The organism is Type-C symbiont of Plautia stali, assembly GCF_059730935.1.
In genome coordinates this window covers 77,400-98,768 of the sequence record NZ_AP035923.1, presented here as the reverse complement: position 1 = coordinate 98,768, position 21,369 = coordinate 77,400, and the positions used below count along the sequence as shown (strand labels likewise).

18 protein-coding genes and 1 tRNA gene are annotated in these 21,369 nt (G+C 60.3%); 13 read left to right on the top strand and 6 right to left on the bottom strand.

Annotated features, from left to right (window positions below; all coding sequences use genetic code 11):
- The first annotated feature begins 7 nt into the window (after window positions 1–7).
- The 6 genes from fdxH (at window position 8) to selB (ending at window position 6,455) form a co-directional block, all read left to right on the top strand.
- Window positions 8–907 (top strand): formate dehydrogenase subunit beta, encoded by a 900-nt coding sequence (gene fdxH / locus AC6I7J_RS00470; RefSeq protein WP_021506856.1) that lies wholly within the window; start codon window positions 8–10, stop codon window positions 905–907.
- Entirely contained in the window at window positions 907–1,548 is a 642-nt protein-coding gene (gene fdoI, locus AC6I7J_RS00465; RefSeq protein ID WP_125311334.1) for a formate dehydrogenase cytochrome b556 subunit, read from the top strand. Before fdxH ends, fdoI begins: the two co-directional genes overlap by 1 nt.
- Window positions 1,548–2,474, top strand: a complete 927-nt coding sequence (fdhE, locus tag AC6I7J_RS00460; protein WP_058770768.1) for a formate dehydrogenase accessory protein FdhE — start codon at window positions 1,548–1,550, stop codon at window positions 2,472–2,474. Before fdoI ends, fdhE begins: the two co-directional genes overlap by 1 nt.
- Before the next feature lie 131 nt (window positions 2,475–2,605).
- A complete protein-coding gene (locus AC6I7J_RS00455; RefSeq protein WP_021506859.1) occupies window positions 2,606–3,217 on the top strand; it encodes a glutathione S-transferase in 612 nt (203 codons plus the stop codon).
- An 8-nt stretch (window positions 3,218–3,225) separates the two neighbouring features.
- Window positions 3,226–4,605, top strand: coding sequence for an L-seryl-tRNA(Sec) selenium transferase (gene selA, locus AC6I7J_RS00450; RefSeq protein WP_498001683.1), 1,380 nt, complete (start codon window positions 3,226–3,228; stop codon window positions 4,603–4,605).
- Window positions 4,602–6,455, top strand: a complete 1,854-nt coding sequence (gene selB, locus AC6I7J_RS00445) for a selenocysteine-specific translation elongation factor (RefSeq protein WP_498006486.1) — start codon at window positions 4,602–4,604, stop codon at window positions 6,453–6,455. The genes selA and selB overlap by 4 nt, the downstream gene beginning before the upstream one ends.
- A 51-nt stretch (window positions 6,456–6,506) precedes the next feature.
- On the opposite strand, the gene glyS is transcribed toward selB, so the two are convergent.
- Together glyS and glyQ are read right to left on the bottom strand one after the other, a co-directional pair.
- A complete protein-coding gene (glyS, locus tag AC6I7J_RS00440; protein WP_498006485.1) occupies window positions 6,507–8,576 on the bottom strand; it encodes a glycine--tRNA ligase subunit beta in 2,070 nt (689 codons plus the stop codon).
- 9 nt (window positions 8,577–8,585) lie between these two features.
- Window positions 8,586–9,497 (bottom strand): glycine--tRNA ligase subunit alpha, encoded by a 912-nt coding sequence (gene glyQ, locus AC6I7J_RS00435; protein WP_021506863.1) that lies wholly within the window; start codon window positions 9,495–9,497, stop codon window positions 8,586–8,588.
- A 204-nt stretch (window positions 9,498–9,701) separates the two neighbouring features.
- Between glyQ and AC6I7J_RS00430 the strand changes: the two genes are divergently transcribed.
- Entirely contained in the window at window positions 9,702–10,697 is a 996-nt protein-coding gene (locus AC6I7J_RS00430) for an acyltransferase (protein ID WP_059010230.1), read from the top strand.
- Here the strand turns inward: AC6I7J_RS00430 and AC6I7J_RS00425 are convergent.
- The 3 genes from AC6I7J_RS00425 to xylA all read right to left on the bottom strand — a co-directional run bounded on the left by AC6I7J_RS00425 (window position 10,682) and on the right by xylA (window position 14,536).
- Window positions 10,682–11,614, bottom strand: coding sequence for a GlxA family transcriptional regulator (locus AC6I7J_RS00425; protein ID WP_141496809.1), 933 nt, complete (start codon window positions 11,612–11,614; stop codon window positions 10,682–10,684). The two genes, AC6I7J_RS00430 and AC6I7J_RS00425, sit on opposite strands and share 16 nt — an antisense overlap.
- Before the next feature lie 139 nt (window positions 11,615–11,753).
- Entirely contained in the window at window positions 11,754–13,196 is a 1,443-nt protein-coding gene (gene xylB / locus AC6I7J_RS00420; RefSeq protein WP_282955052.1) for a xylulokinase, read from the bottom strand.
- A gap of 17 nt (window positions 13,197–13,213) precedes the next feature.
- Window positions 13,214–14,536, bottom strand: coding sequence for a xylose isomerase (gene xylA / locus AC6I7J_RS00415; RefSeq protein ID WP_498006484.1), 1,323 nt, complete (start codon window positions 14,534–14,536; stop codon window positions 13,214–13,216).
- Window positions 14,537–14,894: 358 nt separating this feature from the next.
- Between xylA and xylF the strand changes: the two genes are divergently transcribed.
- The 6 genes from xylF (at window position 14,895) to AC6I7J_RS00385 (ending at window position 20,905) form a co-directional block, all read left to right on the top strand.
- Complete coding sequence (xylF, locus tag AC6I7J_RS00410) at window positions 14,895–15,887, top strand: D-xylose ABC transporter substrate-binding protein (RefSeq protein WP_058758164.1); 993 nt, start codon at window positions 14,895–14,897, stop codon at window positions 15,885–15,887.
- 27 nt (window positions 15,888–15,914) lie between these two features.
- Entirely contained in the window at window positions 15,915–17,435 is a 1,521-nt protein-coding gene (locus tag AC6I7J_RS00405; protein ID WP_058758165.1) for a xylose ABC transporter ATP-binding protein, read from the top strand.
- A complete protein-coding gene (gene xylH / locus AC6I7J_RS00400; RefSeq protein ID WP_498006483.1) occupies window positions 17,428–18,609 on the top strand; it encodes a xylose ABC transporter permease XylH in 1,182 nt (393 codons plus the stop codon). The genes AC6I7J_RS00405 and xylH overlap by 8 nt, the downstream gene beginning before the upstream one ends.
- Before the next feature lie 93 nt (window positions 18,610–18,702).
- Window positions 18,703–19,881 carry a D-xylose utilization transcriptional activator XylR gene (gene xylR / locus AC6I7J_RS00395; RefSeq protein ID WP_058775595.1) on the top strand — a complete coding sequence of 393 codons (1,179 nt, stop codon included), beginning with the start codon at window positions 18,703–18,705 and terminating at the stop codon, window positions 19,879–19,881.
- 60 nt (window positions 19,882–19,941) lie between these two features.
- Window positions 19,942–20,036 (top strand) — tRNA-Sec (locus tag AC6I7J_RS00390).
- A gap of 20 nt (window positions 20,037–20,056) precedes the next feature.
- Window positions 20,057–20,905 (top strand): AraC family transcriptional regulator, encoded by an 849-nt coding sequence (locus AC6I7J_RS00385; RefSeq protein WP_498006482.1) that lies wholly within the window; start codon window positions 20,057–20,059, stop codon window positions 20,903–20,905.
- Here AC6I7J_RS00385 and AC6I7J_RS00380 read toward each other — a convergent pair.
- Entirely contained in the window at window positions 20,880–21,260 is a 381-nt protein-coding gene (locus tag AC6I7J_RS00380; RefSeq protein WP_498006481.1) for a helix-turn-helix domain-containing protein, read from the bottom strand. The two genes, AC6I7J_RS00385 and AC6I7J_RS00380, sit on opposite strands and share 26 nt — an antisense overlap.
- Between the last annotated feature and the right edge of the window lie 109 nt (window positions 21,261–21,369).

Genomic DNA, 21,369 nt, shown 5'->3' with positions numbered 1-21,369 from the left:
AACGAAGATGGCTTATCAATCGCAAGACATTATCCGCCGCTCCGCCACCAATGGTTTCACGCCTGCCCCGCAGGCGCGTGACCATCAGCAGGAAGTGGCGAAACTGATCGACGTCACCACCTGCATCGGCTGTAAGGCGTGTCAGGTCGCGTGTTCAGAGTGGAACGACATCCGCGACGAGGTCGGTCACAACGTCGGGGTGTATGACAACCCGGCGGATTTGACCGCCAAATCCTGGACAGTGATGCGTTTCTCGGAGGTCGAGGAGAACGGCAAGCTGGAGTGGCTGATCCGCAAGGATGGCTGCATGCACTGCGCCGATCCCGGCTGCCTGAAAGCCTGCCCGTCAGAAGGCGCGATTATTCAGTACGCAAACGGGATCGTCGATTTTCAGTCGGAACAGTGCATTGGCTGCGGCTACTGCATCGCCGGCTGTCCGTTTGACGTGCCGCGGCTGAATAAAGACGACAACCGCGTGTATAAATGCACGCTGTGCGTCGATCGCGTTAACGTCGGTCAGGAACCGGCGTGCGTGAAAACCTGTCCGACCGGGGCGATTCACTTCGGCAGCAAAAGCGATATGCAGCAGCTGGCTGCCGATCGCGTCGCCGAGCTGAACACGCGCGGCTATGCCAACGCCGGGCTGTACGATCCGGCTGGCGTCGGCGGCACGCACGTCATGTACGTGCTGCACCACGCCGACAAACCGCAGCTGTATCACGGCCTGCCGGCCAACCCGAGCATCAGCCCGGCGGTCACCTTCTGGAAAGGCGTCTGGAAACCGCTGGCTGCTATCGGCTTTGCCGCCACCTTCGCCGCCGCGGTGTTCCACTACGTTGGCGTCGGTCCGAACCGGGTGGAAGAGGACGACGACGAAAACCTGCATGAAAAAGAGGAGCGCGAATGATGAAAAAGCGCGATCGTCTGGTGCGCTACAGCGCGCCGGAACGCATCAATCACTGGATTGTCGCGTTCTGTTTTGTGTTTGCCGCGCTCAGCGGACTGGGTTTCTTTTTCCCGTCGTTTAACTGGCTGATGCACGTGCTCGGCACGCCGCAGCTGGCGCGTATCCTGCACCCGTTCGTCGGCGTGGTGATGTTTGCAGCCTTTATTATCATGTTCTTACGCTACTGGAAGCACAATCTTATCCAGCGCGAAGATCTGGTATGGGCGAAAAATATCCGCAAAATCGTGCGTAATGAAGAGGTGGGCGATACCGGGAAATACAACTTCGGGCAGAAGTGTGTGTTCTGGGCTGCTATCATCAGCTTAGTCTTGCTACTGGCGAGCGGAATTGTCATCTGGCGCCCCTGGTTCGCCGGGTACTTCACCATTCCGCTGATTCGCGCCGCGCTGGTGGTGCATTCGGTCTCGGCTGTGGCACTGATCATGACGATTATGGTGCATATTTATGCCGCCCTGTGGGTGAAAGGCACCATTACCGCCATGGTTGAGGGCTGGGTACCGGCCGCGTGGGCGAAGAAACATCACCCACGCTGGTATCGCGAGCAGCGCCAACGCCAAACACAACAGGAAAAACGTCCCTGATGAGTATTCGCATCATCCCGCAGGAGCAGCTGGAGAAGAGCGAAAAGAACACGGCGGAGCAAGTTCCGCCGTTACTTTTCCCCCGGCTGAAAAATCTCTACAGCCGCCGTGCGGCGCGGTTGCGTGATCTGGCGGCGAAAAATCCGCTGGGCGACTACCTGCGTTTTGCCGCGGTGATCGCGCAGGCCCAGGAAATCGTGCTGTATGACCATCCGCTGCAGATCGATCTGCATCAGCGGCTGGCCGAGAGCGCGCAGCAGGGCAAACCGCCGCTGGATATCCACACTTACCCGCGCGATGTGCACTGGCAGCGGCTGCTGCATTCGCTGATCGCCGAGCTGAAGCCAGAGATGAGCGGCCAGGCGCTGGCGGTGCTGGAGAATCTGGAGAAGGCCTCGTCCACCGAGCTGGAAACCCTTGCCAGCGCGCTGCTGGAAGGCGAATTCGCCCAGGTCAGCAGTGATAAAGCCCCGTTCATCTGGGCGGCGCTGTCAATTTACTGGGCGCAGATGGCGGCGATGATCCCCGGCAAAGCGCGGGCCGAATATGGCGAGCACCGTCAGTTCTGCCCGGTGTGTGCCAGTGTGCCGGTCGCCAGCGTGGTGCACATGGACGTTGGCCAGCAGGGTCTGCGCTATCTGCACTGTAATCTGTGCGAAAGCGAGTGGTACGTGGTGCGCAGCAAGTGCTCGAACTGCGAGCAAACGCGCGATCTGCATTACTGGTCGCTGGACAGCGAGCAGGCCGCCGTGAAAGCCGAAAGCTGTGGCGACTGCGGTACCTACCTGAAGATGCTATACCAGGAGAAAGATCCGGCGCTGGAACCGGTGGCCGACGATCTCGCCTCGCTGGTGCTGGATGCCCGCATGGAGCAGGAAGGATTCGCGCGCAGCAGCCTGAATCCGTTTATGTTTCCCGGGGATTGATGCAGTAAATTTACTCATTCTGCGATTTGTAGCGGCGCGATTTATCGCGCGGTTTTGCACCATCAAACCCTGCGCGATAAATCGCGCCGCTACAATGTGGAGCCTGGCATTTATCGCAACGGAGACATCTGATGAAACTGATTGGCAGCTATACCAGCCCGTTTGTGCGCAAAATCTCAGTGATCCTGCTGGAAAAGGGCCTGGTGTTTGAATTCGTCAACCACTCTCCGTGGGAGCCTGACAGCCACGTCCCGCAGTACAATCCGCTGGGTAAAGTGCCGGCCTTCATTGATGACCAGCAGCTGACCTGGTTTGACTCCTCAATTATTGCTCAGGTGATTGAGCTGCGTGGCGATGCGCCTGCCCTGCTGCCCGACGACGCACTGCGCGCCCTGCAGATCCGCCAGCTGGAGAAGCTGGCCGACGGCATCAATGATGCGGCGGTGATGATCGTGCGCGAACAGATGCGTCCCGGCGATCGGCAATCGGAAGAGGTGCTGCTACGTAATCGCGAGAAAATCGCGCGCGGCCTCGACGCGCTGGAAACCGCCGCCGCACAGGGCGAGTTGCTCAACAGCGGCACGCTCAACCTCGCCGATATCGCTACCGGCTGCACCCTGGGCTATCTCAATTTTCGCCGCGTGCTGCCCAACTGGTGCGTCAATCGCCCGGCGCTGGTTAAACTGGCAGAAACGCTGTTCGAGCGGGAAAGCTTTGCCCGTACGGTTCCGCCCACCCACTAAGTGATGTGATGAAAGCCCTCTACAGTCAGCTCCCTGCCATCGACAGCCTGCTGCGCGATCCGGCGCTGCAGCCGCTGCTGGCACAATCCGGTACCGCCTTTATCACGCGTCAGCTGCGCGGCATGCAGCAGGAGGCGCGCGACCACATTCAGCAACATCAATCGTTACCGCACTGGCACGCCAGCTGGCCGGATGAAGCGCTGCGCCGCGCGCAGCAGCAGCAGCAAAGCGCGCTGCGCCCGGTGTTTAACCTGACCGGCACCGTGCTGCACACCAATCTGGGGCGCGCGCAGCTCAGCGATCGCGCAATCGCGGCGGTCAGCGCCTGCTTGCGCCAGCCGGTAACGCTGGAGTATGCGCTGGACGACGCGGCGCGCGGCCATCGCGATCGCGCAGTCAGCGCACTGCTGTGCGAGCTAACCGGCGCCGAAGCTGCCTGTGTCGTCAATAACAACGCCGCTGCGGTGCTGCTGATGCTGGCCAGCCTGGCAGCGGGCCGCGACGTGATTATGTCGCGCGGCGAACTGGTGGAGATCGGCGGCGCATTCCGTATCCCTGACGTGATGCGCCAGGCAGGCTGCCGTCTTATCGAAGTCGGTACCACCAATCGCACCCATCTGAAGGATTATCGCGGCGCCATCGGCGAGGGTAGCGGCCTGCTGATGAAGGTACATACCAGTAATTACCAGATTCAGGGCTTTACCCATGCCGTGTCTGAAGCCGAGCTGGTGCAGTTAGGCGACGCGCACGGCCTGCCGGTGATCAGCGATCTCGGCAGCGGTTCGCTGGTGGATATGACGGCGTACGGATTGCCGCCTGAACCGATGCCGCAGCAGCTGATTGCGGCCGGCGTGAGCCTGGTGAGTTTCTCCGGTGACAAACTGCTGGGTGGCCCGCAGGCCGGGATTATCGTCGGCAAAAAAGCGCTGATTGACCAGCTGCAACAGCATCCGCTGAAGCGCGCACTGCGCGTCGATAAAATGACGCTGGCGGCACTGGAAGCCACGCTGCAGCTCTACCGTCAGCCGGAAACCCTGCACGAGGCGCTGCCAACACTGCGCCTGCTGACGCGCAGCGCGCACGATATTCTGCAACAGGCTGAACGTCTGATGCCGGCGCTGGAGCACGCCTTCAGCGCCGATTTTTCGCTGGCGATCGCCGCCTGTTCCTCGCAAATTGGCAGCGGTTCGCTGCCGGTCGAACGTCTGCCCAGCTTTGCTATCACCTTCACGCCACGCGACGGTCACGGCAGCCAGCTCAACGCCCTGGCGCAGCGCTGGCGCCAGCTGGCACGCCCGGTGATTGGTCGCCTGCAGGAGGGCAAACTGTGGCTGGATTTACGCTGCCTTGATGACGAAGCCGCCCTGATACGGACCTTAGTACCATGATTATTGCCACGGCCGGACATGTAGATCACGGTAAAACTGCGCTGTTGCAGGCCCTGACCGGTATTGATGCCGATCGCCTGCCGGAAGAGAAACGGCGCGGCATGACCATCGATCTCGGTTATGCCTACTGGCCGCAGCCCGATGGCCGCACGCTGGGCTTCATTGATGTGCCTGGCCATGAAAAATTTCTCGCCAACATGCTGGCCGGCATCGGCGGCATCCATCATGCGCTGCTGGTGGTGGCCTGTGACGATGGCGTGATGCCGCAGACGCGTGAGCATTTACAGCTGCTGAGCCTCGCCGGACAGCCGCCGCTGAGCGTGGCGCTGACCAAAGCCGACCGCGTTGACGCCGCACGCATCGCGGAGGTGCAGCAGCAGGTCGCGCAGCTCACGCAGCAGCTCGGCTGGCCAGCGGCAGCGCAGTTTGTTACCAGCAGCCATACGCAGCAGGGCATTGAAACGCTGCGCCAGCACCTCAGCAGCCTGAACGCACCGGCGTTTGAGCCTGGTCGCCGTTTCCGCCTCGCCATCGACCGCGCTTTCACGCTGAAAGGCACCGGGCTGGTGGTCACCGGCACCGCGCTGAGCGGTGAAGTCAGGGTGGGCGACACGCTGTGGCTCAGCAGCCTGAACCTGCCGCTGCGCGTGCGGGCGCTGCATGCGCAGAACCAGCCGGTGACGCGCGCCCAGGCGGGCGAGCGCATCGCGCTGAATATCGTCGGTGACGTAGAGAAAGCACAGATTACGCGCGGCGACTGGCTGCTGGCGCAGCCACGTCCCGCCGGCACGCAGCGGCTGATCGTTGCACTGAGCCTGCTGCAACCGCTGAAAACGGCCTCACAGCCGGTGCATCTGCATCACGCGGCCAGCCACGTCACCGGCCGCTTAACGCAGCTCACGGACGATGTGGCTGAACTGGTGCTCAGCCAGCCGCTGTGGCTGGCGGAAAACGATCGGATAATTATTCGCGACAGCAATGCGCAGCACACGCTGGGCGGCGGACGCGTACTGCTGTGCGACAGCAAAAAGCGCGGTAAACGCCAGCCGGACTATCTGCAGTGGCTACAGCAGCTGGCCGCGGCGCGCGATGACAGCGCCAGCCTGCAGGCGCATCTGGCGTATCAACCGGCCGCGTATGACGAGCTCGGCTGGGCGCGTCAGCTCACTGCGCCGGCGCTCGACGCGCTGCTGCTTCCACTGGATCCGGTGCGGCTGGGGACCAGCCTGATGAGCGACACCATGGCCAGCGCCTGGCAGCAGCGTTTACGGGAAGCGCTGAGCGCCTTCCACCAGCAGCATCCGGAGCTGCCGGGCATCGGCCACGATCACCTGCGCCGTGTGGCGCTGCCGCATGCGCCGGCACCGCTGGTGCCGGGATTAATCGACCAGATGCTGGCACAAGGCGAGCTGCGGCAGAAACAGGGCTGGCTGCACCTGCCCGACTTCGCGCCGCGCTTTAATCCACAGGAAGCCACGCTGTGGCAGCAGGTCGAGCCGCTGTTCAGCGACCAGCCGCTGTGGGTGCGCGACATTGCCGATGCGCTGCAGCAGGATGAAGAGCAGATTCGCGGTTTATTGCTCACCGCGGCGCGTCTCGGACATATCACAGCGATCGTGCGCGATCGCTACTACCGCAGCGCGCAGATCCAGATCTTCGCCGATCTGATTCGTCAGCGCGCGGCCGCCGGAGGCAGCACCAGCGCCGCCGACTTCCGCAACCAGCTGGGTACCGGTCGCAAAGTCGCGGTGCAGATTCTGGAATTCTTTGACCGCAGCGGCTTTACCCGCCGTCGCGGTAACGATCACCTGCTGCGCGACGCGCGCCTGTTCACCTCTTCTGCCGCCTGAAACAAAAAAAGGGACGATTGCTCGTCCCTTCGGTTCACTTCTGCCCATCGCTTACTGCAGCAGCGAAATGTCCGCCACCTGCAGGAACAGCTCGCGCAATTGCGCCAGCAGCGTCAGGCGATTGACACGCACCGCGTCGTCATCGGCATTCACCATAACGTTATCGAAGAAGTTATCCACCGCTTCGCGCAGCTGCGCCAGCTCAACCAGAGCATCCTGATAGCGGCCTTCCGCAAAGTACGGCTGCAGTTTGTCGCCCAGCGCGGTGACAAAGGTCGCCAGCTGAATTTCAGCGTTCTCTTTCAGCAGGGACGCCTGCACGCTGTCGTTCAGGGTTTCGGTGGCTTTCGCCAGGATATTCGACACGCGCTTGTTAGCCGCCGCCAGCGCCGAAGCCGCTTCCAGCGTACGGAAGTGCGAAACCGCCTTCATACGTGCATCGAAATCGGCCGGACGGGTTGGACGACGCGCCAGCACCGCCTGAATGGTGTCAACGCTGTGGCCCTCTTCCTGATACCAGGCGCGGAAACGACCCAGCATGAAGTCGATGACATCATCAACCACGTTGGCGTTGCTCAGCTTGCTGCCGTACAGGCGCACCGCTTCTTCCGTCAGGGTTTGCAGATCGAGCGGCAGGTTCTTCTCAACGATGATACGCAGCACGCCCAGCGCGGCACGACGCAGCGCAAACGGGTCTTTATCGCCTTTCGGATGCTGTCCGATGCCGAAGATACCGGCCAGGGTATCCATTTTATCGGCAATCGCCACGGCGCAGGCCACCGGGCTGGACGGCAGATCGTCACCGGCGAAACGCGGCTGGTACTGCTCGTTAAGTGCAACTGCCACATCTTCCGCTTCACCATCGTGGCGCGCGTAGTGCATGCCCATCACACCCTGGGTGTCGGTGAACTCGAACACCATATTGGTCATCAGGTCGCACTTCGACAGCAGGCCAGCGCGCGTGGCGTGATTGACATCAGCGCCAATCTGCGCGGCAATCCAGCCGGCCAGCGCCTGAATACGGTCGGTTTTGTCACGCAGCGTACCCAGCTCTTTCTGGAACAGCACGGTTTCCAGACGCGGCAGGTTATCTTCCAGACGCTTTTTGCGGTCGGTGTTGAAGAAGAACTCGGCATCGGCCAGACGCGGACGCACCACTTTTTCATTACCGGCAATGATCTGCTGCGGATCGCGCGATTCAATGTTGGTGACGAAGATGAAGTTGGGCAGCAGCTGGCCATCTTCCGCGTAAACCGGGAAGTACTTCTGATCCCCTTTCATGGTGTACACCAGCGCTTCAGCCGGTACCGCGAGGAACTTCTCTTCAAACTTCGCCGTCAGCACCACCGGCCACTCCACCAGCGAAGCCACCTCTTCCAGCAGGCTGTCGCTCAGGTCGGCTTTACCGCCCAGCTGCTGCGCGGCGGCTTCGGCATCGGCTTTGATTTTGGCTTTACGCGTGGCGTAATCGGCGATCACTTTACCGCGCTCCTGCAGCAGCTGCGGATATTGATCGGCATTATCCAGCGTCAACTCCGGCTCGCCCATGAAGCGGTGGCCGCGAATGACGCGATCGGACTGAATACCGAGGATGGTGGCCGGAATCAGCTCATCACCCAGCAGCAGCGTCACGGTGTGCACCGGACGCACGAACTGCACGTCGCTGGCGCCCCAGCGCATCAGTTTTGGAATCGGCAGCTTGCTCAGCGCGGTCGCGACCATCGCCGGCAGCAGCGCCTGCGCGCTTTCGCCTTTTACCGCAGCACGATGCACCAGCCACTCGCCTTTGTCAGTGCTGAGACGCTCAGCCTGCTCTACGGTGATGCCGTTGCCACGTGCCCAGCCTTCTGCCGCTTTAGTCGGCTTGCCTTCGGCATCAAATGCCGCAGCGACGGCCGGGCCGCGCTTTTCTACTTCGCGATCGGGCTGTGCGGCCGCCAGCTGTGCCACCTTCAGCGCCAGACGACGCGGTGCCGCAAACCAGCTGACGTCGCCATGCGCCAGACCGGCGCTGTCGAGCTCAGCGGTAAAGTGCGCAGCAAAGGCTTCTGCCAGGCTGCGCAGGGCTTTCGGAGGCAACTCTTCGGTGCCAATTTCCACCAGGAAAGTTTTATCGGTCATGGCTGCCTCTTACTTATTACGGTTGCACATAGGGAAGCCGAGCGCCTCGCGGGAGGCATAATAGGCTTCCGCCACGGCTTTCGTCAGGGTGCGGATACGCAGGATATAGCGCTGGCGCTCGGTGACCGAGATCGCCTTGCGCGCATCAAGCAGGTTGAAGCTGTGCGCGGCTTTGAGAATGCGCTCATAAGCCGGCAGCGGCAGCGGTTTCTCCAGCGCCAGCAGCTGCTGTGCCTCTTTTTCATACTGCTCGAAGCAGCTGAACAGGAAATCGACGTCGGCGTACTCAAAGTTGTAGGTCGACTGCTCCACTTCGTTCTGGTGGAACACGTCACCGTAGGTAGTTTTGCCGAACGCGCCGTCGCTCCAGGTGAGATCGTACACGCTGTCCACGCCCTGGATGTACATCGCCAGGCGCTCCAGACCGTAGGTGATCTCGCCGGTCACCGGCTTACACTCCAGGCCGCCGACCTGCTGGAAGTAGGTGAACTGCGTGACTTCCATGCCGTTCAGCCACACTTCCCAGCCGAGACCCCAGGCACCCAGCGTCGGGTTTTCCCAGTTATCTTCGACGAAGCGAATGTCATGCACGCCAGGGTCGATACCGAGCTCTTTCAGCGATCCGAGGTACAGCTCCTGAAGGTTGTCCGGGTTCGGCTTAATCACCACCTGGAACTGGTAGTAGTGCTGTAAACGGTTCGGGTTTTCACCGTAGCGGCCATCGGTGGGACGGCGCGATGGCTGCACGTAGGCGCTCGCCATTGGCTCTGGCCCGAGAGCACGCAGGCAAGTCATAGGGTGAGAAGTGCCAGCGCCCACTTCCATGTCCAGCGGCTGGACGATGGTGCAGCCCTGACGCGCCCAGTAATCCTGCAAGGTCAGGATCAGGCCCTGAAAGGTCTTGGTATCAAACTTTTGCATGTTGAATTCGCACGCGATACGGGTGGATTTAAAAAGAGTGCGACAGTATACCCTTTGACCGCGCATTGTGCAGCCGGAAATCCTGGCGCAGGCGGCCACGGTTGTGCGGCGGTTAACAGAGAGCTCCGAAATCCAGGCTGCGGGGGTTGTTGGCCCGCTGTGCACTGGCTACCCTTCTTCGCACGGAGTACGCACGAGGAAGCCATGTCGCAAAAAATCTGCTGGATTGATAACTTACGCGCGGTCGCCTGTCTGATGGTGATCGTCATTCACACCACCACCTGGTACATCACCGGACCGATGGCTGTCACCGGACCCAGTTGGGACGTCGCCAATCTGCTTAACTCGGCTTCGCGCGTCTGCGTGCCGCTGTTCTTCATGATTTCCGGTTATCTGTTCTTTGGCGAACGCAGCGCGCAGGGCCGCCATCTGCTGCGCATTGTGCTGTGCCTGCTGTTCTACAGCGCCGTCGCGCTGGCCTACATCACCTGGCTGACGCCAATCAGCGAAGGCCGCTCACTGCTCAAGCTGTTGCAGAAGCCGGTGTTCTACCATCTGTGGTTCTTCTTCGCCATTATCGGCATCTACCTGCTGTCTCCGCTGATTCAGGTGAAAAACGTGCCGCCGCGCTATGTGGCGCTGCTGGTGCTGGTCCTCGCGGTGATCGCCAATCCGAACACCGTCAGCCAGTCGCTGGGGCCGTTCCACTGGCTGCCGGTCAATCTGTATGTCAGCGGCGACTCGATTTACTACCTGCTGTACGCGCTGCTTGGACGGGCGATTGGCGTGATGGATACCGACAGGCGCGGCATCAGCTGGCTGGCCGGGCTGAGTTTTATCGCCTGCGTCATCGGTATCGCGCTCGGCACCAGACAGATGCTGAAGATTAACGGCGCGTTTAATGACACCTGGTATCTTTACTGTGGCCCACTGGTGTTTATCGCGGCGATAAGCCTGCTGGTGCTGTTTAAAAATGTGCTGAACCACCGGCCGCTGCCGCTGCTGGCAACCATTTCACGCTATTCGCTGCCGATTTATGGTTTCCATGCGCTGTTCATTCACTATCTGCGTACCCATCATTACGACGATATGTCGCGGCCGTGGCTCGATCTGCCGTGGGTCTTTGGCGTAACCCTGCTGGGCAGTCTGCTGCTGGCGATGTTGCTGAAACGCGTGGACAAGTATCATCTGGTGAGCTGATCGTCCCAGCGCTGCCGGGCGCGGCGCAGCTGGCGTGCCGAGGAGAAGCCGGCGGCCAGCGCCGCTTTTTCCGCCGCTTCCCCCTGCTGCTGGCGCTGGCGCGCAATCACCAGCCGCAGCTGCTCGTGATATTCCCGCACGCTGATACCCAGATGCTGGCGAAACAGGCGCGTCAGATGGCGCTCGCTGACGTGGGCACGTTCGGCCAGCGCGCCCAGCGACCAGTCATGTTCCGGATGTGCAATCATCGCGTCCTGCGCGCGATGAATCGCCGGATGCAGATGATTACGATAACGCAGCCATGGCGACAGTTGCGGATCGTCACCCGAGCGGCGGAACCACACCACCATCTCCCGCGCCACCGTCAGCGCCTGCCGCGCGCCGCACAGACGGTTGATCAGGTGCAGCGCCAGATCGATACCCGCAGTAATCCCCGCGCTGGTCCAGATGCCGGCATCTTCCACAAACACACGGTTGTCTTTCACCAGCGCAGCCGGCGCGGCGGCTTTCAGGCGCGGCAACACATCATGGTGCGTGGTGCACTGTACGCCATCCAGCAGACCAGCCTGCGCGGAGAGCAGCGCGCCGGAGCAAATACACACGAGGGTAATGCGCCGCGTATGAATCGCGCTGCGTTGCTGGCGCAGCCAGTCGCGCGCCTGCCCGGCAGCCCCGGTATCGAACCAGATGCGGGAATCGAACACGCCGGGCACAATCAGCAGACTGTTATCGGGTAGCGTGGCGGGCAGCGGTGCAATATCAGCAATGGTCATGCCGGTCGAGCAGGTGACGCTCGCCTGCGGGCCGATGTAGTGCAGCGCAAAATGTCCGCCCGCCAGCTGCAGCGTCTCTGCCGGCCCGGTGAGGTCGAGCGCCATGACGCCCGGCAGGACAAGAAAATAGACGGGCTGCGGCATGGTGGGTTCCTCAGGCGATGAAGGGTAACGATGGGCGAAGATGCGCAGCCAAATCCGGCCACGTATCTTCAGCGATTCTTCCCATCATACCCGACTCTGTTCACGCCTTGCGACCTCATCCGGCCATGCGTCAGCCAAATCAGGACATCAGTGGTAACAACTGCTGGTATAGCTGCGCAAAGCGCGCACGGCGCGGCTGATAAGCCTGATGCTGCGCGGCGTCCGGCTGATGGCGCTGCACTAACGCCGGTGCCGGCCATTCGCTGGCCGGTTCCACTGCCAGCTGCGCCAGACGTGCGGCACCGAGCGCCGGCCCCACCTCGCCGCCGTGACAATAATCCAGCGTCAGTCCGCTGATGTCCGCCAGCATCTGCCGCCAGTACGCGCTGCGCGCACCGCCGCCAATCAGCATCACCGTGTTGGGCAGTACGCCACACTCATGCACCGCATCCATGCCTTCCGCCAGCGCAAAGCCCACACCTTCCAGCACCGCGCGCGCCAGTTCCGGCCGGCCGTGCTGGTGCGTCAGGCCAAAGAAAGCCCCCTGTGCCTGCGGATTATTGTGCGGCGTGCGCTCGCCGGAAAGGTAAGGCAAAAACCACACAGGCGTGGCCTGCGCGCTGGCGCGTTCAGCTTCGGCCAGCAGGTGCGGCACATCATCACAGCCGGTCAGCGCAGCGGCCCAGTCCAGACAGGCGGCGGCACTCAGCATCACCGACATCAGATGCCAGCGCTGCGGCAGCGCATGACAGAAACTGTGCACGGCGCGTTGCGGATTGCTGAGATAGCCTTCGCTCACCAGAAAATAGACGCCGGAGGTGCCGAGCGACAGCATGCCCTGTCCTGGCTCAACCATGCCAACGCCGACGGCGCCAGCCGCATTGTCGCCGCCGCCGGCCACCAGCGGCACCGGCTCCATCCCCCAGCGTGCCGCAATTTCCGCCAGCAGCGTGCCGGTAATCTGGTTGCCTTCAAACAACTGCGGCATGTGGCTGCGGTTCAGCCCGCACGCCGCCAGCATTGCATCGCTCCAGTCGCGCTGTGCCACATCCAGCCACATCGTTCCGGCCGCATCTGACATATCGGTGGCGAAATCGCCGCTCATCCGCCAGCGCAGATAATCTTTCGGCAGCAGCACTTTTGCTACCTGCGCAAATATCGCCGGTTCATGCTGCTGCACCCACAACAATTTGGGCGCGGTAAAACCCGGCATCATCAGGTTGCCGGTAATCTGACGCGACGACGGCACGCGCTGCTCCAGCTCGTGACACTGCGCGCTACTGCGCCCGTCGTTCCACAATATCGCCGGACGCAGCACCTGATGCGCGGCGTCCAGCAGCGTCGCGCCGTGCATCTGGCCGCTAAAACCGATGGCGCTGACGTGGCGTAAATCGTGCTGCTGCGCCAGCGCCTGCATGGCACTATCGGTGGCCTGCCACCAGCTTTCGGGATCCTGTTCGCTCCATAGCGGCTGCGGACGCGTCACCTGCAGCGGCGCGCTGGCCGTTGCCTGAACCTGGCCGTGCGCATCCAGCAGCGCCACTTTGACGCCGGAGGTGCCTAAATCGATCCCGATAACCATGCTTCGCTCCCGATGGATTAGAAATTATACAGATAGTGATTCACCAGATTTTCCAGCTGCTCCTGGCGTCCGCTGCGATGCTGCGGATTGAGTTGCTGTTGCTGAGCATGCGCCGCCAGCGAGGCAAGAGAAAACTCACCTTTCAGAATTTGCTGGCCGAACTCACCATTCCAGCCGCTATAGCGCTGCGCCACGCGCTTATCCAGCTCACCATCGCTCACCATACGTGCCGCCACTTTCAGCGCCAGCGCCATGGTATCCATCGCGCCGATGTGGCCATAAAACAGATCATATTTGTCGGTGCTCTGGCGTCGTACTTTGGCATCAAAGTTTAAGCCGCCGGTGGTGAACCCGCCCGCTTTGAGGATTTCGTACATCACCAGCGCGTTTTCTTCGACGCTGTTCGGGAACTGGTCGGTATCCCAGCCGCACTGGCTGTCACCGCGGTTGGCATCGACCGAACCGAAGATGCCCAGTGCAATCGCCGTCGCAATTTCATGATGGAAAGAGTGACCCGCCAGCGTGGCATGGTTGGCTTCCACATTCACTTTGATCTCTTTTTCCAGGCCAAACTGCCGGAGGAAACCGTAGACCGTCGCGACATCAAAATCGTACTGGTGTTTAGTCGGTTCCTGTGGCTTCGGCTCAATCAGCAACATCCCCTGGAAACCGATTTTATGCTTGTGCTCCACCACCATCTGCATGAAGCGCCCGATCTGCTCGCGCTCCTGCCGCAAATCGGTATTCAGCAGCGTCTCGTATCCTTCGCGTCCGCCCCATAGCACATAGTTTTCACCGCCCAGCGTCTGCGTCGCCTGCATCGCGCTGCACACCTGGCTGGCTGCCCAGGCGAAAATTTCCGGATCCGGGCTGGTCGCCGCGCCGGCCGCATAGCGGGGATGCGTAAAGCAGTTCGCGGTGCCCCACAGCAATCTGACGCCGGTTTCCTGCTGTTTTTCCAGCAGCTTATCGGTCATTACCGCCAGGTTTTCCCGGTAGCTGCGCAGCGAATCACCTTCCGGTGACACATCGACATCATGGAAGCAGTAATAAGGCACGTTGAGTTTGTAAAAGAACTCGAACGCGACATCCGCTTTGAGCTTCGCCAGCTGCAGCGCATCGCCATTTTTCTGCCACGGGCGATCAAAGGCCCCCACGCCGAACATATCCGCCCCGTTCCAGCAGAACGTGTGCCAGTAACAGGCGGCAAAACGCAGGTGTTCCGCCATGGTTTTACCCAGAATCACTTCCTGCGGATTGTAATGACGAAACGCCAGTGCGTTAGTGGTATTGGCCCCTTCATAACCAACGCGCTCAAGCTGGTCGAAATAAGCGTGCATGTTGTGCTCCTTAGCATCAGACCCGAATGGTCAGCAGTGAAGCGTTATTTTGCGGAGGCGTAAGCGTTCAGCTCAATTACGATATTTCACACTGAACTTAAGATAATTATTATTTGTGCGGCAGCTCGCAAATCCATGTATTTAATTACATCGCGTACCGGCGCGCAGCGCCGCTGCAAGATTTAACATATGGCCGCGTAAAATTTCGATCGCGCTCAAAGAATCACAAATAAACAAAAAAACGTAATAGCAGGATAAAAATCAGTAATTGATGTTGTTCACGTCGCGGGGCAACAATTCATCCGCCCTGGTTCATAGCCTTACAACGACAATAGCCTCAACCTACAGGATGACCATGATGAAAATGAGACACACGCTGTTAGCCCTCAGCGCTGCACTGGCCCTGTTCAGCCACGCCGGGCTGGCGAAAGAAGTGAAAATCGGTATGGCGATCGATGATTTACGTCTGGAACGCTGGCAGAAAGACCGGGACATTTTTGTCAGCCAGGCGGAAAAGTCTGGGGCCAAAGTATTTGTCCAGTCGGCCAACGGCAATGAAGAGACGCAAATCTCGCAGATTGAAAATATGATCAACCGCGGTGTCGATGTGCTGGTCATCATTCCTTATAACGGTCAGGTATTGAGTAATGTGGTGGCCGAAGCGAAACGCGAAGGCATTAAAGTTCTCGCTTATGACCGCATGATTAATAATGCCGACATCGATTTTTATATCTCGTTTGATAATGAAAAAGTCGGCGAACTGCAGGCCGAAAGTCTGGTTAAACAGGTACCTAAAGGGAACTACTTTTTGATGGGCGGATCGCCGGTGGATAATAACGCGCGTCTGTTCCGTGCCGGCCAGATGAAAGTGTTAAAACCTTACATCGATAACGGCAGCATCAAAGTGGTGGGCGATCAGTGGGTTGATGCCTGGCTGCCAGAGAATGCGCTGAAAATCATGGAAAACGCGCTGACCGCTAACAGCAACCACATTGATGCCGTCGTTGCCTCCAACGATGCCACCGCCGGTGGGGCCATTCAGGCGCTGAGCGCGCAGGGACTGGCGGGCAAAGTCGCCATTTCCGGTCAGGATGCCGATCTCGCCGCCATCAAACGCATCATGAACGGCACGCAAACCATGACGGTGTACAAACCCATCACCGAACTCGCCACCGAAGCGGCAAAAATTGCGGTGGAACTGGGCGATGGCAAAACGCCCGCCAGCAACAGCAAGCTGAATAATGGCCTGAAAGAGGTGCCGTCGCGCCTGCTGAAGCCGATTCCGGTCAACAAAGACAACATCGAAAGCACCGTAGTGAAAGACGGCTTCCATAAACAGAGCGAACTCTAAGCGCCTGAAACGCGAAGGAGCAGATCGATGCTGCTGGAAATGAACAACATCACCAAGCGCTTCGGCGCGGTGAAAGCGCTGGACGCCGTCAGCCTGCGGCTCGAAGCCGGTGAAGTCATGTCGCTGTGCGGTGAGAACGGCTCGGGCAAATCGACGCTGATGAAAGTGCTGTGCGGGCTTTACCCGCACGGCGAATTTGACGGCGAAATTCGCTTTGCCGGCGATCGCATCGAGGCGCAAACCATTCGCGACACCGAGCGCAAAGGCATTGTGATTATTCATCAGGAGCTGGCGCTGGTGCGGCAGCTTACGGTCATGGAGAACATTTTCCTCGGTGCCGAGCTGGGTCGCTTCGGTATGGTCGATGATGAAACCATGACGCTGCGCTGCCAGCAGCTGCTGGAGCGGGTCAAACTTAACGTTTCGCCTGCCACTAAGGTTGGCGAGCTCGGCCTCGGCCAGCAGCAGCTGGTAGAGATCGCGCGGGCGCTGAATAAGCAGGTGCGATTGCTAATCCTTGATGAGCCGACCTCGTCGCTCACCGAACAGGAAACCGAAGTGCTGCTTGGGATTATCACTAACCTGCGCGAGCACGGTATTGCCTGCATCTACATCTCCCACAAGCTTAATGAGGTCAAAGCGATTTCGGACACCATCTGTGTGATCCGCGATGGTCAGCACATCGCCACGCGGCCAGCAGCCGGGCTGAGTGAAGATGACATCATCACGATGATGGTGGGCCGCGAGCTCACCGCGCTCTATCCGCACCAGCCGCACGAGATCGGCGAAACGGTGCTGAAAGTGGAAAACCTTACCGCCTGGCATCCGGTCAACCGCCACGTGCGCCGCGTCAATAATGTGTCGTTCAGCCTGAAGCGCGGCGAAATTCTCGGTATTGCCGGGCTGGTGGGCGCAGGACGCACCGAAACGGTCCAGTGCCTGTTTGGTGTCTGGCCCGGTCGCTGGCAGGGCGAAATCTGGATTGATGGCCAGCAGGTGAAGATCGACGATTGCCGGGCAGCGATTGCGCACGGCATCGCCATGGTGCCGGAGGACCGGAAAAAAGATGGCATCGTGCCACTGATGGGCGTGGGGAAAAACATCACGCTGGCCGCGCTGGATCAATACAGCCATCGCTTCTCCACGCTGGATGAAGCCCAGGAGCAGCAGGCGATCAACGATGCTATCCGCCGTCTGCGTGTCAAAACCTCCTCACCCGAGCTGGCGATTGGCCGACTCAGCGGGGGCAATCAGCAAAAAGCGATCCTCGCCAAATGCCTGCTGCTCAATCCGCGCATTTTGATTCTGGACGAACCGACGCGCGGCATCGACGTCGGCGCTCGCCAGGAGATCTATCTGCTGATTAACGCGCTGGTGCAGCAGGGCATCGCGGTGATTGTTATCTCCTCCGAACTGCCTGAAGTGCTGGGTCTGAGTGACCGCGTATTGGTGATGCACGAAGGGCAAATCAAAGCCGATCTGATTAACGACAACCTGACTCAGGAGCAGGTCATGGAAGCTGCCCTGCGGAGCGAACATTATGCTTAAAACTGAAAGTAGCCAGAGCCTGTCCGGTACCCCGGGCAAGCCAGCGCCGGGCAAGTTTCCGCGCTTCAATCTGCAGGTGCTGGTGATGCTGGGAGCGATTGTGCTTATCGCTCTGTTCTTCACCTGGACCACCGACGGTGCCTGGCTTAGCCCACGCAACGTCTCTAACCTGCTGCGCCAGACCGCCATCACCGGCATCCTCGCGGTGGGCATGGTGTTTGTCATTATCTCGGCGGAGATCGACCTTTCCGTCGGTTCGATGATGGGCCTGCTGGGCGGTGCCGCGGCCATCTTTGACGTTTGGCTCGGCTGGCCGCTGCCGCTGACCATCGTGGTAACGCTGGTGCTTGGCCTGTTGCTGGGCACCTGGAATGGCTGGTGGGTCGCGTACCGTAAGGTGCCCTCGTTCATCGTCACGCTGGCGGGCATGCTGGCGTTTCGCGGCATTCTGGTTGGTATTACCGATGGCACCACCGTTGCGCCAACGACGCCGGCGATGTCGCAGATCGGGCAAAGCTATTTGCCCGGCGGCGTCGGCTTTGGCTTCGGCTTCGCCGGTCTGGCACTGTTTATTCTCTGGCAATGGCGGCGGCGGCTGCGTCGCCAGCAGCTGGGGTTATCACAACCGGCCGCCAGCGGCACGGTGGCACGCCAGGCGATTACCGCTGTTCTGGTGCTGGGTGCCATCTGGTTACTGAACGATTACCGCGGCGTGCCGACACCGGTCCTGCTGCTGGCACTGCTGCTGCTCGGCGGCATGTTTATGGCCACGCGCACCGCCTTCGGACGACGGATTTACGCCATCGGCGGCAACATTGATGCAGCGCGCCTGTCGGGCATCAACGTGGCGCGCACCAAGCTGGCGGTGTTCGCCATCAACGGTGTCATGGTGGCTATCGCCGGCCTGATCCTCAGCTCACGTCTTGGTGCTGGCTCGCCCTCGGCGGGCAATATTGCCGAACTGGATGCCATCGCTGCCTGCGTGATTGGCGGCACCAGCCTGGCGGGCGGCGTCGGTTCGGTGGCCGGCGCGGTGATGGGCGCCTTCATCATGGCGTCTCTGGATAACGGCATGAGCATGATGGACGTACCGACCTTCTGGCAGTACATCGTTAAAGGGGCGATTTTACTGCTGGCGGTGTGGATGGATACGGCCACGCGCCGCCGGGTGTAATCGCGTGGGCGATCACAATGTGGCGCAAACAATTTCTGCTGCCTTTTCCGCCGTGCTATGCAATGCGCAACAGGTTTAAGGGAGCGCGCCACGATGCACGAAAAACGTTACCGTATTACGCTGCTGTTTAACGCCAACAAGGTGTATGACCGCCAGGTAGTGGAAGGGGTCGGCGAGTATCTGCAGGCTTCACAAACCGACTGGGATATCTTCATTGAAGAGGATTTCCGCTGCCGCATCGACAACATCCGCGAATGGCTGGGCGACGGTGTCATTGCGGATTACGACGACAGCTCGATCGAGAGCCTGCTCAGCAATGTGCCGGTGCCGATTGTCGGCGTTGGTGGCTCTTATCACCGGCAGCAGGATTATCCGCCGGTGCACTACATCGCCACCGACAACGCTGCGCTGGTGGAGAGTGCCTTTCTGCACCTGAAAGAGAAAGGCATTCATCGCTTCGCGTTTTATGGTCTGCCCGCCGCCAGTGGCAAACGCTGGGCGCAGGAGCGCGAGCAGGCGTTTCGCCAGCTAGTGATGCGCGAGCGCTACCAGGGTGTGGTGTATCAGGGGATGGAAACCGCGCCGGAAAACTGGCAGCACGCGCAAAACCGCCTCGCCGACTGGCTGCAAACGCTGCCGCCGCAGACCGGCATTATCGCGGTGACCGACGCGCGTGCACGTCATTTGCTGCAGGCTTGTGAATACCTGAAAATTCCGGTGCCGGAGAAGCTCAGCGTAATCGGCATCGATAACGAAGAGCTGACGCGCTATCTGTCCCGCGTGGCGCTCTCTTCGGTGGCCCAGGGCACGCGCCAGATGGGTTATCAGGCAGCCAAGCTGTTGCATCGCCTGCTCGATCGGCAAACGCTGCCGTTGCAACGTATTCTGGTGCCGCCGGTAAAAGTCATTGCCCGCCGCTCTACCGATTTTCGCTCGCTGCGCGATCCGGCGGTGATTCAGGCAATGCATTACATCCGCTTTAACGCCTGTAAAGGCATCAAGGTCGAACAGGTGCTGGATGCGATTGGCATGTCGCGCTCCAATCTGGAAAAGCGTTTTCGCGATGAGACCGGCGACACCATTCACGCCATGATTCACCGGGAGAAGCTGGAGAAAGCGCGTGAACTGCTGGCCTGCTCTTCATTGAATATTAATGAAATTTCGCAGATGTGCGGCTATCCTTCCCTGCAGTACTTCTATTCGGTGTTTAAGAAAAGCTACGCCACCACGCCAAAGGAGTATCGGCAGCATCACGGCGAGAAGGTGCAGTAACGGCCCGATGCGATCAAGATTTTGCCGCCAATTGCCGCTATACTGCGCGGCATCTTCAAAGGAAGATCGTCGTCTCCGGTGAGGCGGCCGGATTTCAAATCCGGTTGGGGCCGCCAGCGGTCCCGGGCAGGTTCGACTCCTGTGATCTTCCGCCACTCACCACTCAGGCCCAGCCATGCTCATCCATCCATCCGACAACCTTCCGTTCTCTGGCGATCCGCGTAAGGAAGAGCTGCGCCAGCGGCTGATGCGGCCGGATGCGCCCAAAGTCATTGCCGTGTCACTGTCGAAGGAGCTGGATCGCGAGCGACGCACGCATCGTCATGCCGCCGGTCAGCTGTTTTGTCTGCGCCAGGGATTGATGACGGTGAACACCTCGTCGGGCATTTTTGCTAATCCGCCGCGGCTGGTCGGCTGGATTCCGCCGTGGTTTGACCATGCCCTGGTCGGGCCGGGGCGCGTGCTGGGCTGGACGGTACTGATTGACGAAGCGCTGGCTGCGCCGCTGCCGGATCGGCCGGTGCTGCTCTCCTGCCCGACCGTGCTGGAGCCGCTGGCTGAACGGCTGGCGGTGCTGGAGCCTGAACTGTGGAGCAGTGCGCGCTATGCCCGGCTGGGTCAGGTGTTTCTTGATGAACTGTACGAATCCACGCCGCAGGAACTCACCCTGCCGCTGCCGGAAGAGCCGCGGCTGCGGCAGATTGCACGCCTGCTGATGGACGATCCGGCTGATACACGCACCGGGCCGGAGCTGGCGCAGTGGGCTGGTTTGAGCGCGCGCAGCCTGAGTCGCCACTGGTCGAGCGCGGTTGGCATGAGCCTGAGTAAATATCGTCAGGTATCGCGCCTGCTGAAATCGCTGGAAGGGCTGGCGGCAGGCCACAGCGTGCAGCAGGTTGCCTGGCAGGTGGGCTTCGACAGCGTCAGCAGCTATATCAGCGCGTTTCGCGCCGCCTTCGGCTCAACGCCAGGCAAATACTTTACGACGCCAGCCGACTCTACGAATGCAGCATCAGCAGGCTAGCCGGACCGTCAATCGGTGGCAGGCTGTGCCGGTATTTGCGACGAAAAGCGCCCGGCGGCAGGTCAAACATGCGCCGAAAGGTGCGGCAGTAGGTTTGCTGTGAATCGAAGCCAAACTGCAGCGCAATCTGCATCAGCGACGTGTTACTGCTGAGCAGGGTGATGACGGAAGCCGTTAGCTTCCGTTCACGGATATAGGCTCCCAGCGCCACGCCAGTATAGCTGCGGAACAGCCGCTGCAAATGCCACTGCGAATAACCGGCCCGCCGCGCGACCGTCTCCAGCATGAGCTTTTGTTCAATATTCGCCTCTATCCACATCATCAGCTGATGCATAAAGGCTGCGTGAATATCCATCCTCTCCTCCTGATGCCGTGGTGCGACTCAATCTGGGACATTGTAAAAACAGGACGACTGGCTGTGTTTGCGCATAAAGCCAATAAATAGCGATAACTCGCCAATTTAC

Bases quoted from the DNA above. Each gene is read 5' to 3' on its own strand.
- AC6I7J_RS00405 (WP_058758165.1), top strand. From the start codon at position 15,915: ATGCTGCTGGAAATGAACAACATCACCAAGCGCTTCGGCGCGGTGAAA.
- xylA (WP_498006484.1), bottom strand. From the start codon at position 14,536: ATGCACGCTTATTTCGACCAGCTTGAGCGCGTTGGTTATGAAGGGGCC.
- fdhE (WP_058770768.1), top strand. From the start codon at position 1,548: ATGAGTATTCGCATCATCCCGCAGGAGCAGCTGGAGAAGAGCGAAAAG.
- glyS (WP_498006485.1), bottom strand. From the start codon at position 8,576: ATGACCGATAAAACTTTCCTGGTGGAAATTGGCACCGAAGAGTTGCCT.
- AC6I7J_RS00380 (WP_498006481.1), bottom strand. From the start codon at position 21,260: ATGGATATTCACGCAGCCTTTATGCATCAGCTGATGATGTGGATAGAG.
- xylF (WP_058758164.1), top strand. From the start codon at position 14,895: ATGAAAATGAGACACACGCTGTTAGCCCTCAGCGCTGCACTGGCCCTG.
- selA (WP_498001683.1), top strand. From the start codon at position 3,226: ATGAAAGCCCTCTACAGTCAGCTCCCTGCCATCGACAGCCTGCTGCGC.
- AC6I7J_RS00385 (WP_498006482.1), top strand. From the start codon at position 20,057: ATGCTCATCCATCCATCCGACAACCTTCCGTTCTCTGGCGATCCGCGT.
- xylR (WP_058775595.1), top strand. From the start codon at position 18,703: ATGCACGAAAAACGTTACCGTATTACGCTGCTGTTTAACGCCAACAAG.
- xylB (WP_282955052.1), bottom strand. From the start codon at position 13,196: ATGGTTATCGGGATCGATTTAGGCACCTCCGGCGTCAAAGTGGCGCTG.
- AC6I7J_RS00430 (WP_059010230.1), top strand. From the start codon at position 9,702: ATGTCGCAAAAAATCTGCTGGATTGATAACTTACGCGCGGTCGCCTGT.
- xylH (WP_498006483.1), top strand. From the start codon at position 17,428: ATGCTTAAAACTGAAAGTAGCCAGAGCCTGTCCGGTACCCCGGGCAAG.
- fdoI (WP_125311334.1), top strand. From the start codon at position 907: ATGAAAAAGCGCGATCGTCTGGTGCGCTACAGCGCGCCGGAACGCATC.
- glyQ (WP_021506863.1), bottom strand. From the start codon at position 9,497: ATGCAAAAGTTTGATACCAAGACCTTTCAGGGCCTGATCCTGACCTTG.
- fdxH (WP_021506856.1), top strand. From the start codon at position 8: ATGGCTTATCAATCGCAAGACATTATCCGCCGCTCCGCCACCAATGGT.
- AC6I7J_RS00455 (WP_021506859.1), top strand. From the start codon at position 2,606: ATGAAACTGATTGGCAGCTATACCAGCCCGTTTGTGCGCAAAATCTCA.
- AC6I7J_RS00425 (WP_141496809.1), bottom strand. From the start codon at position 11,614: ATGCCGCAGCCCGTCTATTTTCTTGTCCTGCCGGGCGTCATGGCGCTC.
- selB (WP_498006486.1), top strand. From the start codon at position 4,602: ATGATTATTGCCACGGCCGGACATGTAGATCACGGTAAAACTGCGCTG.